The sequence below is a fragment of the Actinomadura formosensis genome (assembly GCF_050948385.1).
In the GTDB taxonomy this organism is placed as follows: Bacteria; Actinomycetota; Actinomycetes; order Streptosporangiales; family Streptosporangiaceae; genus Spirillospora; species Spirillospora formosensis.
Genome location: NZ_CP192011.1, coordinates 5,467,211 through 5,481,498, shown reverse-complemented (window position 1 = coordinate 5,481,498; position 14,288 = coordinate 5,467,211). Strand labels below are relative to the sequence as shown.

Here is a 14,288-nt window from a genome sequence, read left to right as displayed (position 1 = left end):
CGAGGTCAGGGGCGGCCGATGCGGACGCGCCAGACCTCCGGGCCCGACTCCTCGTAGTCCCAGCTGAACTCGCCGGGGTACTGGGAGGCGAACTGGTAGTAGAGCGGCTTCGGGTCGTGGTCGTTGACGAGGACGAACGACGTCCCGGCGGTCAGCGCCTCGAACGTCGCGAAGATCTGCGGGTGCCGCTGCCCGTGGGCGATGACCCGCACGTCCAGTTCCCCGTCCGTCACCTCGGCGGTGCCGCCCGGCTCGCCGGCCTCGTCGTGGCCGCCGCAGGTGCACTGGTGCCCCTCGCCCGGGGGCGCCTCGCCGTGGGACGCCCCCTCGCCGAGGATGTCGTGCATCCCGGCGAGCAGCGCGCCGAGGTCGACGCCCGCGCCCACGAGCGCTGGCAGGATCAGCTCGTTCTCCTTCTCCAGGTGCGTCTGGAACAGGGCGTTCACGGTGGCCGAGGCGCCGACCGCCTCCGCGGGCGTCCGGGCCGCCTCCAGTTCGGCGACCTTCTCGCGCAGGACGACGTGCTCGCGCAGCATCGCGCGCAGCAGGAGCCGGGCCTCCGGCACGTCCTGCGCCGCCTTGTAGAGCGTCTCCTCCTCGGCCGCGGCGTGGGGGACGATCTCCTCCTTCAGGAACGCGACGAGCTTGTCGCGCCGCTCGAAGGGGGCGGCGAGCTGGTCGGCGGCGCGGGCGATGGTGAGCGTGTGGTCGGCCAGGGCCCGGCCGAGCCGCTCGTGATGGTCCAGGATGGCCCGCACCGTCTCCTGCTGCGGGTCCGCGGTCGATGTGGTCATGAGCACTGCACTCCTCGTGCCGGACTGTTTTTCACAACACTACTTGTATTTATAATAGCTGACATGGAGAATCAGGTCACCGGGGTACGCGGCCGAAGCCCCCGGGCCGTGCCCCGCCCGGCGGCGCGCCGACTTCCGCTCGTGGTCGGCGCGCTGCTCTCCCTCGTCGCCGGGCTGTGGGGCGCGCTCGGCCTGCTGGACCTCGCCGTCCCGCTGCCGCGCACGTCGTTCGCCCAGCAGCACGGCCCGCTGATGGCCCTCGGCTTCCTCGGCACGCTGATCGCGCTGGAACGCGCCGTCGCCCTCGGGCGCCCCTGGGCCTACGCGTCCCCCGCCCTCGCCGGCCTCGGCGCCCTCGTCACCGCCGCCGGCCTCACCGTCCCCGGACGCCTGCTCCTCACCGCCGCCGGCGGCTGGCTCATCGCGATATACATCACGGTTCTCGGCCGCCGGACGGGACGCGACCTCACCGTCCAGATCGCGGGCGCCATCGCCTGGTACACCGGCGGAATGCTGTGGATCGGCGGCCGGACGGTCGGCGACATCGTTCCCTGGCTCGCCGCGTTCCTCATCCTCACGATCGCCGGTGAACGCCTCGAACTCGCCCGCGTCGCCTTCCTCGGCCGCCGCGCCTCCGACGGCCTGGTCGCCGCGGCGGCCGTCCTGGCCGCCGGCGCGGCCGTCTCCGTCTGGTGGCCGGAACCGGGCTGGCGCCTCACCGGCCTCGGCATGGTCGCGCTCGCCGGCTGGCTCGCCCGCCACGACGTCGCGCGCCGCACGATCCGCGGGACGGGCCTGCCCCGCTTCGCCGCCGCCTGCCTCCTCACCGGATACGCCTGGCTCGCCGCCGCCGGGACGATCTGGCTCGCCGCCGGACGCCCGTCCGCGACCGGCGCCTACGACGCCGCCCTGCACGCGGTGTTCCTCGGCTTCGTGATGTCGATGGTCTTCGGGCACGCGCCGGTGATCCTGCCCGCCGTCCTGCGCATCCGGTTTCCGTACCACCCCGTCCTGTACGCGCCGCTCGTCCTGCTGCACGCCTCGCTTCTGCTCCGGGTCGCGGGCGACCTGTCCGGCGTGACCCCCGCGCGGGCGACCGGGGGCGTGCTCGGCGAGGTGTCGCTCCTGCTCTTCGGTGGCTGCGCCGTGGCGGCGACCCGCCTGGCCGGAAGGGAACGGTCATGACGTCCATCGGCACCCGCCCGAAGGTGGGCCCGTCCCCCGCACCGCGCCGCTCGCGGTCGGTGTGGCACGCCGTCGCCAACGGGGTGGTGCTCGGCTGGCTGGCGCTGACCGTCGCCGCCGCCCTCGCCCGGCACGAACTGCCCGCGCCGCGGTGGCTGCTGATCCACGTGTTCCTGCTGGGCGCGGTGACCAACGCCATCGTGACCTGGACCGAGCACTTCGCCGCCGCGCTGCTGCGCGTCCCGGCGGCCCCGCCCTGGTGGCCGCTGACCCGGCTGGCGGTGCTGAACGCGGGGATCGCCGCGGTGCTGTGCGGCGTTTCCGAAGGGTTCCCGGCGCTCGCCGCCGGCGGCGCCGTGACGGTCGTCGCCGCCGTCGCCGCGCACATCACCGTGCTGGCGCTGCGCGGGCGGGGCGCCCTGAGCGGACGGTTCGCGCACGTCATCGCCTGGTACCTGTGGGCCGGCGTCGCGCTGATCATCGGCGGGACGCTGGGCGGGCTGATGGCCTCCGGCCGCGTCCCGCCCGGCCGGCACGAGCCGATGCACGCCGCCCACGAGCAGGTCAACATCCTGGGCTGGATCGGGCTGGCCGTGCTCGGCACGCTGTTCACGCTCTGGCCGACCGTCCTGCGCACCCGGATGGTGGACGGGACGGGCCGGATCGCGCGCTGGTCCCTCCGCGCCGCCGTGCCGGGACTGGGACTCGCGGTCGGCGGCCTGCTCACCGAGTCGCGGTGGGCCGTCGCCGCCGGTCTCCTGGTGTACGCCGGTGCCGCCGCGCTGGCCCTCGTGCCCTTCGTCCGGACGCTCAGGCGGCGCCGCCCGCACACGGCCGCGTCCTGGATGCTCGCCGCCGGAACGGCCTGGTTCGCCGTCACCCTGGTCGCGGACGCGTCCCGGCAGAGCCTGTCCGGGCTGCTTCCGCTCATCCTGGTGGGGTTCGTGGGGCAGATCCTGGTCGGTGCCCTGACGTTCCTGCTGCCCGTCGTCCTGGGCGGCGGACCGGCCGCGCTGAAGGCCAACGCCGCCCTGATCGAACGCGGCTGGCCGGTCCGCGTGGCGGCGATCAACGTCGCGGTGCCGCTGCTCGTCCTCCCGGTGCCCGAATGGGCGGACCGGGCCGGATGGATCGCTGTCCTCGCCGCGCTGACCGCGTTCGTCCTGCTGGCGGTCGCGACGATTCTCCGGTCCCACCGCCCGTCCCCGGTCGTCGCGGGCATCACCGCCGGTGTCCTCCTCACCGCCCTGGCCGTCGGGGTGACGGCGGGCGGCGGCGACTCATCCCCTCAGACGGTCGCCGCCTCGGGTACTCGCGTGGTGGAGGTGAGTTTGGTCGGGATGCGTATTCGTCCGGGGACGGTTGAGGTGGCGCCTGGTGCGCGTGTGGTGTTGCGGGTGACGAACAGGGATGGGATGCGTCATGATCTGCGGTTGGCGTCGGGTCAGGCGACTTCGATGCTGGATCCGGGGGAGTCGGCGACGCTGACGGTGCCGTCGGTGCGGGGGACGGTTGAGGGTTGGTGCACGGTGCCCGGTCATCGTGCCGCCGGTATGACGATGCAGATCAAGACGGTCGGCGGGCACACGGGGCACGAGGGGCATGCGGGGCGTGCGCCGTCGATGCCGTCGATGGGTCATCGGGCGGTGGGGCCGGGTCCGATCGATTTCATGGGGTCGATGTCGGCGGGGTGGAGGCCCTATGACGCGGCGCTCAAGCCCGCGCCCGGGGGTCGGGTGCATCGGGTGGAGTTGCGTGCTTCGGAGCGGGGGTTGGAGGTGGCGCCGGGGGTGCGGCAGACGATGTGGACGTTCGGTGGGACGGTGCCGGGTCCGGTGCTGCGCGGCCGGGTGGGTGATGTGTTCGTCATCACGCTGGTCAACGACGGCGCGATGGGGCATGGGATCGATTTTCATGCCGGGACGCTGGCGCCCGATGTGCCGATGCGCACCATTCGGCCGGGGGAGCGGTTGACGTACCGGTTCACCGCTGGGCGGGCGGGGGCGTGGTTGTATCACTGTTCGACGATGCCGATGTTGCAGCACATCGCCAATGGGATGTACGGCGCGGTGATCATTGATCCGCCGGGTCTGTCTCGGGTGGATCGTGAGTATGTGCTGGTGCAGGGGGAGTTGTATCTCGGGGTGCCGGGGTCGGCGGGGCAGGTGGCCAAGATGGCCGGGGGCCGCCCGGACGGGTGGATGTTCAACGGCACCGCCTCGGGTTATGACCGTGCCCCGCTGACCGCTCGTGCGGGGGATCGGGTGCGGGTGTGGGTGGTGGATGCCGGGCCTTCGTCGGGGACGGCGTTCCATGTCGTGGGCGCCCAGTTCGACACGCTTTACAAGGAGGGGGCGTATCTGCTGCGCCGGGGTGATCCGGGTGGCGCGCAGATCCTGGATCTGGCGCCGGGCCAGGGCGGGTTCGTGGAGACGGTGGTTCCGGAGGCGGGCCGTTACCCGTTCGTGGACCACGACATGCGGCACGGCGAAGCCGGCGCCCACGGCATCCTGAAGGTCACCGGCTGACGCACCCATGACCGCCATCCGAAAACCGTGCTCGCCGCCCCCCGAAGTGCTGATCAACAGGGGGATGGGGCGAGCCGATCGACATGGGACACCCCGAGTTCGTCCTCAAGCCCCTGACCGTCCACCCCGGGATGCTGCCCGCCATCACCGACCCCGAGCAGGCCCGCCGGCTCCCCGAGCTGGCGGTGCTCAGCGCCCCCGCCCACGCCGACGGACCGGACGCCAAATCCGTCCTGACCAGCGTGTCCGTCGCCCTGGACGCCCTCCCCGGCGACAGCGGACGGCAGTACCATGATTACCTGATGACGCGGTTCTCTGCCGCCGCCAGCACGCTTCTGGCGGAGATCATGCCGATCGCGAACTACGAGTGGCAGTCGGACTTCGCCAAGGCCCACATCGCCGAGGGCCGTGCGGAGGGCGAGGCGAAGGCGGTTCTGCTGGTGCTGGACTCTCGTGGGATCGCTGTTCCGAATGACATCCGTGAGCGGGTCACGGGTTGCACTGACACCGATCAGCTTGAGCGCTGGCTTCAGCGTGCCGCTGTCATCGACAAGGTCGAAGACCTTCTGGACTGACGCTCCTGGAGGAGGATCACGCCGATCGCCGGATCTGAACCCGGATCTCGGCCGCTGGGCCGGGACAGGGGAAAGGGCCCCTCCAGCTTCGGAAAAGGGCGGTAGATCTTCACTTTTCGCTGGTCAGCGCCTTTTGTGGTCGTTTCGTGTCGGTTTATGGGGCTATGCCAGTAGCGGGGGGAAGCCGTTCGGGACGGCAGGGTCGCGTCCCAACGGCTCCTCCCAGCCGGACCATCATCGACCGAGCGAAGTGATGACCATGACGGAAACGGGTGGCGGAACCCCTGGCCAGGGCCAGGTACAGGACCTCCCCATCGACCAGCTCAAGGAAGCCGGACGGGAACTCCTCCAGGCGCTCATGGTGCGAACCCTCGCGGGGGCCAGCGGCAAGATCCAGGGGGTGACCCAGCGGCTGAACGACGCCACGGACGCCGCCGGCGCGGGAGCCGGCACGAAGATGGCGGCCGCCGGTGTGAAGAAGCTCGCCGAGGGCGAATCCCCGCTCAAGGCGGGCCTCAGCGCGGGTATGACCGGCGCCAAGGAGAAGGTGAAGGAGACCATCGGCGCAGGCGGCGGCAAGAAGGAGGGAGGGCGCGGCGGCCCCAAGGTCACCAACATCCTTGAGGAGTTCGACGTCGGACTGCCGCGCCGCGTCGCCTACGACCAGTGGACGCAGTTCGCCGACTACCCGAAATTCACCAAGAAGGTGGAGAGCGTCGAACAGGAGTCCGACGAGAAGCTCAACTGGCGGGCGAAGATCTTCCTGTCCCACCGCAGTTGGGAGTCCACGATCATCGAGCAGGTGCCCGACGAGCGGATCATCTGGAAGTCCAAGGGCGCCAAGGGCTATGTGGACGGTGCCGTGACGTTCCACGAGCTGTCGCCCAACATGACGCGGATCCTGCTGGTCGCCGAGTACCACCCGGACGGTTTCTTCGAGAAGACCGCGAACCTGTGGCGCGCCCAGGGACGCCGCCTCCGCCTGGACTTCAAGCACATCAAGCGGCACATGATGACGCAGGCGATCCTGAGGCAGGACGAGATCGAGGGCTGGCGCGGCGAGATCCGCGACGGCGAGGTGGTCAAGACCCACGAGGACGCCCTCAAGGAGGAGCAGGAGGCGTCGAAGGCCGAGGAACAGAAGCCCGAGGAGGCCGAGAAGGGCGAAGAGAAGCCTGAAGAGGAGGCCGAGAAGCCCGAAGAGAAGCCCGAAGAGAAGCCCGAAGAGAAGCCCGAAGAGGAGGCCGAGAAGGGCGAAGAGAAGCCCGAGGAGGAGGCCGAGAGCGGCGAGGAGCAGGAAGCCGAGGAGGGCGGCGAGAAGACCGAATCCGAGGAGCGGCCCAAGGAGAAGGCCAAGAGCACCTGATTCCCGCACCAGGCCCGACCACGACGTTTTCGCTGATCGGCGACGGGTAGCGAGGGCATGTACGCCTGCGAGCCTCGGGGGGAACGATGGGCGACACCGCGTCTGGCAAGCCGAAGAAGCCTGACCGTGAGCAGAACAACCCGGAGGAAGAGGGCCTGACCGGCAGGACCCTGACTCCGGACGATCGGCCGAGGCCGAGCGAGGAACCCGACGTCTATCTCGACGTCCCCCTGCTCAAGGTCGACGAGATCTCCTTCGAGCTGGAGAACCTTGAGGCGCACGTGTCCCTCGTCGCCCAGGTCCTCGATCTGCTCAAGCTGAACGTCGGCGCCGACGTCTTCCTCGGCAGGGTCAACCTGGAGATCAAGGGGGTCGAGGCGCAGGCGCAGCTCAAGGTCCGGCTCGACAACGTGGCCGTGATCCTCGACCGTGTCCTGACCACCCTCGACCGCAACCCGGAGATACTCCGGCACCTCGCACGCGGCGTGGAGGCGGCGGCACGCGACATCGGCGCCGGAACCGGCACCGCGGTGGGTGAGGTCGGCAAGGGCGCCAAGGGTGCCGTCGAGGAGGTCGGCCGGGGCGCCGGGGGCGCGGTCGAGAGCGTCGGCGAGGGCGCCGGAGGTGCCGTCAAGGACGTGGGCAAGGGCGCCGGGGGCGCGGTCGAGAGCGTCGGTGAAGGTGCCGGGGGCGCCGTCGAGGACGTGGGCAAGGGCGCCGGGGGTGCGGTCGAGGATGTGGGCAAGGGCGCCGGTGAGGGCGTCCGCGACGTCGGTAAGGGCACGGGCGGTGCGGTCGAAGACGTCGGCAAGGGCGCAGGCCAGGCCGCGGAGGCCACCGGTAAGGGTGCCGGGCAGGCGGCGGAGGCCACGGGTAAGGGTGCCGGGCAGGCGGCGGAGGCCACGGGTAAGGGTGCCGGGCAGGCGGCGGAGGCCACGGGTAAGGGTGCCGGGCAGGCGGCGGAGGCCACGGGTAAGGGTGCCGGGCAGGCGGCGGAGGCCACGGGTAAGGGTGCCGGGCAGGCGGCGGAGGCCACGGGTAAGGGTGCCGGGCAGGCGGCGGAGGCCACGGGTAAGGGTGCCGGGCAGGCGGCGGAGGCCACCGGCAAGGGCGCAGGCCGTGCGGCGGAGACGGCCGGCGAGGGTGTCGCGGAGACGGCGGAGACGGCCGGCAAGACCGCCGAAGGCGTCACCGGCGCAGCGGACGAAGGCGGCACCACGGACGAGGGGAACGCAGAATCCGACCAGGCCGGCGGTGATGGGAACGGCTCAGAAGACGAGCCTGCCGAGGAACCGGAGAAAGACCAGGCCGCGAACCCTGGCGACGGGGAGGCGGCCGGCGGCGACCAGGAGATCACGGCGCTCCAGTCCGCTCTTCAGGACACCGAGGAGTCCGTGCGCGACCTGGGGCGGGCGCTGCTCCGGATGGTCTCCCACCAGCCTGGCTCGTCCCGCGGGGGAGGCGACTGATCGTGGGCCGTGACGAGTATCCCGGGGAGGAGCTCCGGCGGACGGCGGACATCCTCTTCACGGCGAAGGTGAAGGCCGACGAACTCCGCTTCAACGCCGTCCCCGAAACCTCGGTGGTGTTCACCGAGGACGCCGCCGAGGAGTCCACGTCCGGAAGCGTGCGCACCAACCTGCCGGACGAGGTGGAGGAGAACGTCACCTACCACGACGTCCAGATCCATTACGCGATCGCCGCGAAGCTGCCCCCCGACCCACCGGACAGGTGACCACCTAGGGCAGGGAAGACGGCGCAGCCCGTGCCGCAGCAGCCTGTCGCACTCTCGCGTCACGGTGTCGCTCGACGAACGCGACGACCGGACGCTGACCGGGCGAGTGAATTTGCGCCACCCGGACGCCGCACGCTTCCCGAGCCACAAGGCGTTCCCGCTACAACTGATCATGGACGCCTGGTGGCTGATGATGGAGGGGCATTCGTTCGCGCAGGCCCCGTTCACCCGGCAGGAGGGTGTCCGCATCGCCTCGACCGCGACGGCCGCCACCGAGATGCGGGAGCTGGCCGAGATCTATAACGGCAAGCGCGTGTGGGTGGACGAGAATGACATCTGCAGGCTCATCGACCGGCCCCAGTGATGAGTTGTCGCGCCCGCACCCGTCACAACTATGACGGGACACGACGAGGCGGAAGGATGACGCGATGAGGGCGGACACGCGGCTGGAGGAGCTGGGCGTGAGCGGTCTGGGCGAGGTCGAGGAGCCGGCGTTCTCGGGGCTGGCGGAGCGGCACCGGCGGGAGCTGCACGTGCACTGCTACCGGATGCTCGGGTCGTTCGAGGACGCCGAGGACACCGTGCAGGAGACGTTCCTGCGTGCCTGGCGGCGGCGGGAGACCTTCGAGGGGCGGTCAACGGTCCGGGCCTGGCTGTACCGGATCGCCACCAACGCCTGCCTGGACCTGCTCGCCAAGCGCCGCCCGGAGCCCGCGACCGGCGGCGAGGTGCCGTGGCTGCAGCCCTACCCGGACCGGCTGCTCGACGAGCTGCCCGCGGGCGACGCGGACGAGCCGGAGACCGTCGCCGTCGCACGGGAGACGATCGAGCTGGCGTACCTGGTCGCGGTCCAGCACCTCGCACCGCGCACGCGGGCCGTGCTGATCCTGCGGGACGTGCTCGGCTGGCCGGCGAAGGACGTCGCGGAGCTCCTCGGGGACTCGGTCAACTCCGTGAACAGCGCGCTGCAGCGGGCCCGCGCCGGCATGCGGGAGCACCTGCCCGCCGAGCGGCAGGACTGGACCGGCGGCGAGGAGGACGCCGGGACGCGCGAGCTGGTGCGCCGCTTTACCGACGCCAGTGTGGCCACGGACATCGACGGGCTCGCCGCACTGCTGCGGGACGACGTCCGCTGCTCGATGCCGCCCACGCCGGGCCTGCAGGTCGGCCGCGACACGGTGGTGAACGACTGGGTCGAGGACGGCTTCGAGCGCTTGAAGGGCCTGCGCGCCGTCCCCACCTCCGTGAACCGGCAGCCCGCCGTCGCCTTCTACCTCTGGCGGGAGCGGGAGGGCGCGTACCTGCCGCTGACGATCGACGTCCTGCGCGTCACCGGCGGGACGATCACCGAGATCGTCATCTTCCACGACGACCAGTTCCCGCGGCTCGGGCTGCCGGAGCGCCTGCCGGCGGACGGCACGGAGTAGTCCCGGTGCGGACGCTCGCGCTACGCGGTGGCGCGCGTGTCGCGGTGGTCGCCGCCGAGTGGTACGACGCGTTCGGCGTCGTCACCCGCGGGCGGGTGCAGCTGGAGCTGCGCGACGGCGAGCCCGGGCCGGTCCTCGGACGCGACGCCGGGTTCTGGCTCCGCGGCACCGGCGTCCGCGCCCTGCGGAACCCCGGCCGTCGCACGGCGCGGGTGCGCATCGTCACCCCCAGGGCCAGGACCGTCACATGCCAGTCAACGCGCCCCTACGCCAGTCACCGAATGATGGAGGAAGACATGAACAGCATGAATGACACCGGGGTCGCCGCAGGCCCGGCATCGGGCCAGACCAGCCACACCCACCGACTCCGCGGGCTCGCCGGCACCGGCTTCGTTGCCACGCTCGCGGCGATGGTGGCCACCACCCTCGCCGCTGCGCTTGCCCAGGCCGTCGGCGTCAACTTCGAGGTCCCCGATGGTGGCGAGTCGATCCCGTTGCCCGGGTTCGCCGTGGTGACCGGCTTCTTCTCGGTCGTGGGCGTCGTCATTGCCGTCGCTCTTCTTCGTTGGAGCGCTCGCCCCGCCGCGCGATTCGTGTGGACGGCAGTGTCGCTGACCGCGATCTCGTTGGTCCCGCCCTTCCTCTCCGGGGCGAACACCGCCACCATCACCGCCCTCCTCGGGCTGCACCTCGTCCCTGCGACGGTGATGATCCCCACCCTGGCGCGGAGCCTGCGCACCCGGACCGATTGACGATCCCGCAACAGGACAACGCGCGGCGCAAGGGCGTGCGCGAGCGCACTAACACGGCCCCCGGTGCTGCCACCCTCCATTCCAGGTCCCTTTTCTTGGTCAATTCGAAAGCCGAGTCGCGCGTGCGAAGAAGCACCGGGCACCTTGCGGGATGAAGACCAAACGCCATCCGCTTCGGGCGGGACGCATCGGGTACCCGGTCGCGTTCACCCTGGCCGACCTCGCCGTCGCACGCCTCCCACGCGGTGCGCGGCGGCACCGGACGTGGAAGCGGCGTGTTGCCGTCATGCCCCCTCTACATGACGACAACACGCCGCAGGTCGGTGTGCGCGTGGACTGTGGCCGGAGGCCGGTCACGAGAGGATGCGGGCCCAGATCCATTTGCCCCCGGCGGGGTCGCCGGTGACGCCGCACTTGGTGGAGAGGGCCTGGACGATGTGGAGGCCCCAGCCGCCGTTGTCGTCGAACGCCTCCTCGGAGAGGTCGAGGTCTTCGAGGGTGAGTTCGGTCTTCGGCTTGGCGCGGGGCAGTTCGTGGGCAGCGTCCCAGACGGCGATGGTGATCCCGTAGGAGTCCCGGCTGAGCTGGAGGCGGATCTCCTCGCGTGGCGTCTGGCGGGCCGCGTTGGTGACGAGTTCCGAGACGATGAGAAGCGCGTTGTCGAGAATGTGGAAATAGTCCCATTTGCGGATTCGTGCGTCCACGAGGGTGCGTGCGAGCCCTACTGAGGCCGGCGTGCCCATAAGGGAGAGGATCAAGTCTCCGGTCGCCGTCATCACCATCGTCCCCGTCCTTGCCTGAGATTCCGATTTCCTGTGACAAGGATCACCCGAGATGCCTAGTCTTTTGGCGTACCCACGGGAGTTGAAAACTAGGGAGACGCGATGCCCCCCGTCCGTGAACCTCTGGATCCCCGGGTCTCGATGTGGCAGTTCCTGGCCTTCTTCATGCGTTTCATGAGGGAGAAGGCTGGTCTATCGCTCGCCCAGTGCGGCGAGATCATCGGGGTCGCACGCTCGACTGTTTCCAACATGGAGGCGGGCAGGCGACGCCCCCAGGATGACCATATGCGGCTGCTCGACAAGCACTATGGGACAGGTCTGCTTTTTCAGCTAATCCTCTGGTTTGCCCGAATGGCGCACGACCCGGACTGGGCGCGTCAGTGCATGGAGTACGAGAAGACGTCCACTGCGATCAAGACCTACCACGGGAAGGCGATACCGCGCCCCTTCCAGACCGAGGGGTACATTCGCGCGATGCTCGAAACGGAGGCGACCAAGGACATCGAGGCCGAGATTGCCACGCGGGTGGAGCGGCAACGCTTGATCTTGGAGCGTTCGGACGCGCCCATGCTGTGGATGCTTGTTGATGAGAGCGTGCTGGCATGTCCTGTCGGGGGACGCGAGGTTATGAAGCACCAACTCAACCACCTGCTCAACATGGCGAGCCGACCGAACGTCATCATGCGGATCGTGCCGACTGCGGCGGGCGCTCACCACGGGTTCGACGGGCCGTTCCAGGTCATCTGTCTTCCAGAGCGGGACGTTGCCTACGCCGGTGCCCAGAACGGGGGACGGTTGATTGAGGGACCCATCGAGGCGAGGGACTTTTCGGCTAAGTTCGAACGTATCGGGGCGAAGGCCCTCCCCGAAGACGCCTCGCGTGCCCTCATCGAGCAGTATTTGGAGCAGTACTCATGATCGTCCATTGGCGGAAGAGCAGTTACAGCGGCGGCATTAGTGACCAGCAGTGCGTTGAGCTGGGACGACTTGCGCCAGGGGTCGGGATCGGGGTGCGGGACAGCAAGGACCCAGATGGGGGACACCTCACCCTGTCCGTTGTGGAGTTCGCCAGCCTGATCAAGCAGGTCAAGCAGTACCCGGCCCCCTGACCGTCCTCCCGTCCAGCCGAACCCTCGCCCTCGGTACGGACCCCTCCCATCCTTGAGCCGGTTCACATCCCGGGGCGCGTTGCGTTCTGCGTCCACCCGCCCCTGCGCCTGAGCCTCCGGAGTCCGGGGGTGAACCACACCGTTGCCTGCTCATTTCCAGGGGGCTGCGGGCGGATCATTCGTCCTGGGGTGGCGGTCGCCCATCGCGGTCCGCTGCCCAGGACGCCGCTTCTCGATCGTCCGCAAGCACCGATCGACGCCCATCTGGCCCCGAGGCTCCCGCCTCCGGACGTCCACTTCCCAACACGTCCCATCCCCGTCCCGGACTCCGGCGCCCGTCCAGGCCCCGGCATCAGCGCCGTGCGTCCCGTCCCGTTCCGGGTGTCGACGGGTGAAAACTTCGGCCGCCGTTTACAGAATGGCCTCGTTGTCATTCCTGAAGCTCGTGCTTGAGGACACCTGCCTCGGCTCGGTCGAGAACCTTCTTCAGGCGCCAGTTATCAGGGGCTTGCCTCTATAGGAAGAATCCGCCCTGCCGACTCAGTTCGTTGGGAGGCTCGTTACGGTCGTAATCAATGTCGCGTTCCTCATCTACGAGGGACTGCGCCCACCTGAATGCGGTGTTGCGGCCGTCCTCATAGACCTCCTTCCCCTGAGTTACGGCTGAGAGACCCCTCAGGTCCTTACTCAGGCTGTGCTCGCAGGCGACGGTTCACGGGACGGCCACGCTTGTGGCTGATGGTGCCGGCTGGACGGTAGTTGGCCGGTTCTTCCGGGGACACCGCGCACTCTGATTCACCGCCCCTGCCCCTCGCGCCCGCCAGGGCCGAACACGTGGAAAGCCGGACAGGCCAGCCGATCACCCCTGCCCGCGAGCACCCGACAACCTCACCAAAATGGCCGAAAGATCAACCCCCGATTCACCATCGGTGGATCGGGGTTGATCCAGATCACCTTGACGCATTAGAACAGCGACGCTTGTTCGACTACGGCATCCACTGGAGAGGGTGCGCTGAACACGTTGCCGGACGGCACCTTGTCGTTGATTCCCCACTTGGGCGGGAAAAACAACGCCATTGGTTCGGCTGACTGGGTGAATCTGGCTTTGATGCGCTTGCGGGCGCTGGTCAGCTCTGGTGCCGCTTCCCGGCAATACTTGTCGGTCTCACAAAACAGCCCTTGACAGTCAATTGCGTGCAGTGGTCGCCCCCATAGACCATTGAACGGCAGCCCGAGCCGCTCCATCTCCTTCTCTTGGTTGTCGACCATCCAGAGGATGATGTCGGCAGGCCTGTAGTCGCCCAGATCCTCGAAGCACTTCTTGATCCCGCGCAGTGCCCCGGGGCCTGCTTGAGTGAACTCGTTCTCCGAGAAGGCGAGGAGATCGGAGTAGTTCAGGTCAATGGTTGTCTGGTACGACATGAAGTCACCCATGAGCGGGTAGCCATGAAGCAGATCGTAGACCTGACGCAGCGACGTCGCTTCGAGCAGACGCTCCCCGAGAGCGTCGCTAAGGAACATGTGGCGGAACAGTTCGACATGATTCAGGTGCTTGAGACCCTGACCGTAAGCGTCAGTGGCGCACAGGATGAACGCTCCGGTATATAGGCCACCGTTTTCTTGTTTGGCCCGTTCTAACGCCTCGGTGAACGAGCCGTCACCGAGGTCATCGAGGGTTGGGTAGCGGCCGAGGAAAGTGCGGACACTCCGCCACGTCTCTATCTTGCTAAAAGTGCGGAAGGCCAGGATCTGAAACAGCCGGTCTTCTGGTGTGCAGTCCTCATCGTGGTAGCACACGTCACGGATCATATACTGGCTCACGCGGTCGGCGGCTCGAAAGACGTTGCAGAACTTGAAGGTCTGCAGAATCGGGTCATCTGTCCATGGTGCAGGAGCGCCGGCAACACGACGCTCAAATGCTGCTTGCCGCTTAGAAGCGAAGTTCCAGTAATATTCGTATATGCCGGATCGGGGCTTAGGTGGTCGCATCATCACTCTCTGTCTTACAATCTCATGATCATTACAAGCGGCACGG

14 protein-coding genes are annotated in these 14,288 nt (G+C 68.9%); 11 read left to right on the top strand and 3 right to left on the bottom strand.

What is annotated here, in order from left to right:
- Positions 1–5: 5 nt before the first annotated feature.
- Complete coding sequence (locus tag ACQP1N_RS25735) at positions 6–794, bottom strand: DUF2249 domain-containing protein (protein ID WP_433227170.1); 789 nt, start codon at positions 792–794, stop codon at positions 6–8.
- A gap of 63 nt (positions 795–857) precedes the next feature.
- On the opposite strand from ACQP1N_RS25735, the gene ACQP1N_RS25730 reads away from it, so the two are divergent.
- From ACQP1N_RS25730 to ACQP1N_RS25690, 9 genes are all read left to right on the top strand, one after another.
- A complete protein-coding gene (locus ACQP1N_RS25730; protein ID WP_433227168.1) occupies positions 858–1,979 on the top strand; it encodes a hypothetical protein in 1,122 nt (373 codons plus the stop codon).
- Positions 1,976–4,507 (top strand): multicopper oxidase domain-containing protein, encoded by a 2,532-nt coding sequence (locus tag ACQP1N_RS25725; RefSeq protein ID WP_433227166.1) that lies wholly within the window; start codon positions 1,976–1,978, stop codon positions 4,505–4,507. Before ACQP1N_RS25730 ends, ACQP1N_RS25725 begins: the two co-directional genes overlap by 4 nt.
- Positions 4,508–4,590: 83 nt before the next feature.
- Positions 4,591–5,082, top strand: a complete 492-nt coding sequence (locus tag ACQP1N_RS25720; protein WP_433227164.1) for a hypothetical protein — start codon at positions 4,591–4,593, stop codon at positions 5,080–5,082.
- 259 nt (positions 5,083–5,341) lie between these two features.
- Positions 5,342–6,448, top strand: a complete 1,107-nt coding sequence (locus tag ACQP1N_RS25715; protein WP_433227163.1) for an SRPBCC family protein — start codon at positions 5,342–5,344, stop codon at positions 6,446–6,448.
- 86 nt (positions 6,449–6,534) lie between these two features.
- Positions 6,535–7,917: a hypothetical protein gene (locus ACQP1N_RS25710; protein ID WP_433227161.1), complete on the top strand. Its 1,383-nt coding sequence runs from the start codon at positions 6,535–6,537 to the stop codon at positions 7,915–7,917.
- 2 nt (positions 7,918–7,919) lie between these two features.
- Complete coding sequence (locus ACQP1N_RS25705) at positions 7,920–8,183, top strand: hypothetical protein (protein ID WP_433227159.1); 264 nt, start codon at positions 7,920–7,922, stop codon at positions 8,181–8,183.
- Positions 8,184–8,247: 64 nt separating this feature from the next.
- Positions 8,248–8,547: a hypothetical protein gene (locus ACQP1N_RS25700; protein ID WP_433227157.1), complete on the top strand. Its 300-nt coding sequence runs from the start codon at positions 8,248–8,250 to the stop codon at positions 8,545–8,547.
- 64 nt (positions 8,548–8,611) lie between these two features.
- Positions 8,612–9,610, top strand: coding sequence for an RNA polymerase subunit sigma-70 (locus ACQP1N_RS25695; protein ID WP_067808078.1), 999 nt, complete (start codon positions 8,612–8,614; stop codon positions 9,608–9,610).
- A gap of 5 nt (positions 9,611–9,615) precedes the next feature.
- Positions 9,616–10,362 (top strand): DUF6069 family protein, encoded by a 747-nt coding sequence (locus ACQP1N_RS25690; RefSeq protein WP_433227154.1) that lies wholly within the window; start codon positions 9,616–9,618, stop codon positions 10,360–10,362.
- Positions 10,363–10,715: 353 nt separating this feature from the next.
- On the opposite strand, the gene ACQP1N_RS25685 is transcribed toward ACQP1N_RS25690, so the two are convergent.
- Positions 10,716–11,066 (bottom strand): ATP-binding protein, encoded by a 351-nt coding sequence (locus ACQP1N_RS25685; RefSeq protein WP_165488472.1) that lies wholly within the window; start codon positions 11,064–11,066, stop codon positions 10,716–10,718.
- A 180-nt stretch (positions 11,067–11,246) separates the two neighbouring features.
- Between ACQP1N_RS25685 and ACQP1N_RS25680 the strand changes: the two genes are divergently transcribed.
- Positions 11,247–12,062: a helix-turn-helix domain-containing protein gene (locus ACQP1N_RS25680; protein WP_067807651.1), complete on the top strand. Its 816-nt coding sequence runs from the start codon at positions 11,247–11,249 to the stop codon at positions 12,060–12,062.
- On the top strand, positions 12,059–12,253 hold the full coding sequence (locus ACQP1N_RS25675) for a DUF397 domain-containing protein (protein ID WP_067807653.1): 195 nt from the start codon (positions 12,059–12,061) through the stop codon (positions 12,251–12,253). The genes ACQP1N_RS25680 and ACQP1N_RS25675 overlap by 4 nt, the downstream gene beginning before the upstream one ends.
- A 963-nt stretch (positions 12,254–13,216) precedes the next feature.
- Here the strand turns inward: ACQP1N_RS25675 and ACQP1N_RS25670 are convergent.
- Complete coding sequence (locus tag ACQP1N_RS25670) at positions 13,217–14,245, bottom strand: nucleotide kinase domain-containing protein (protein WP_165488474.1); 1,029 nt, start codon at positions 14,243–14,245, stop codon at positions 13,217–13,219.
- Positions 14,246–14,288: the final 43 nt, after the last annotated feature.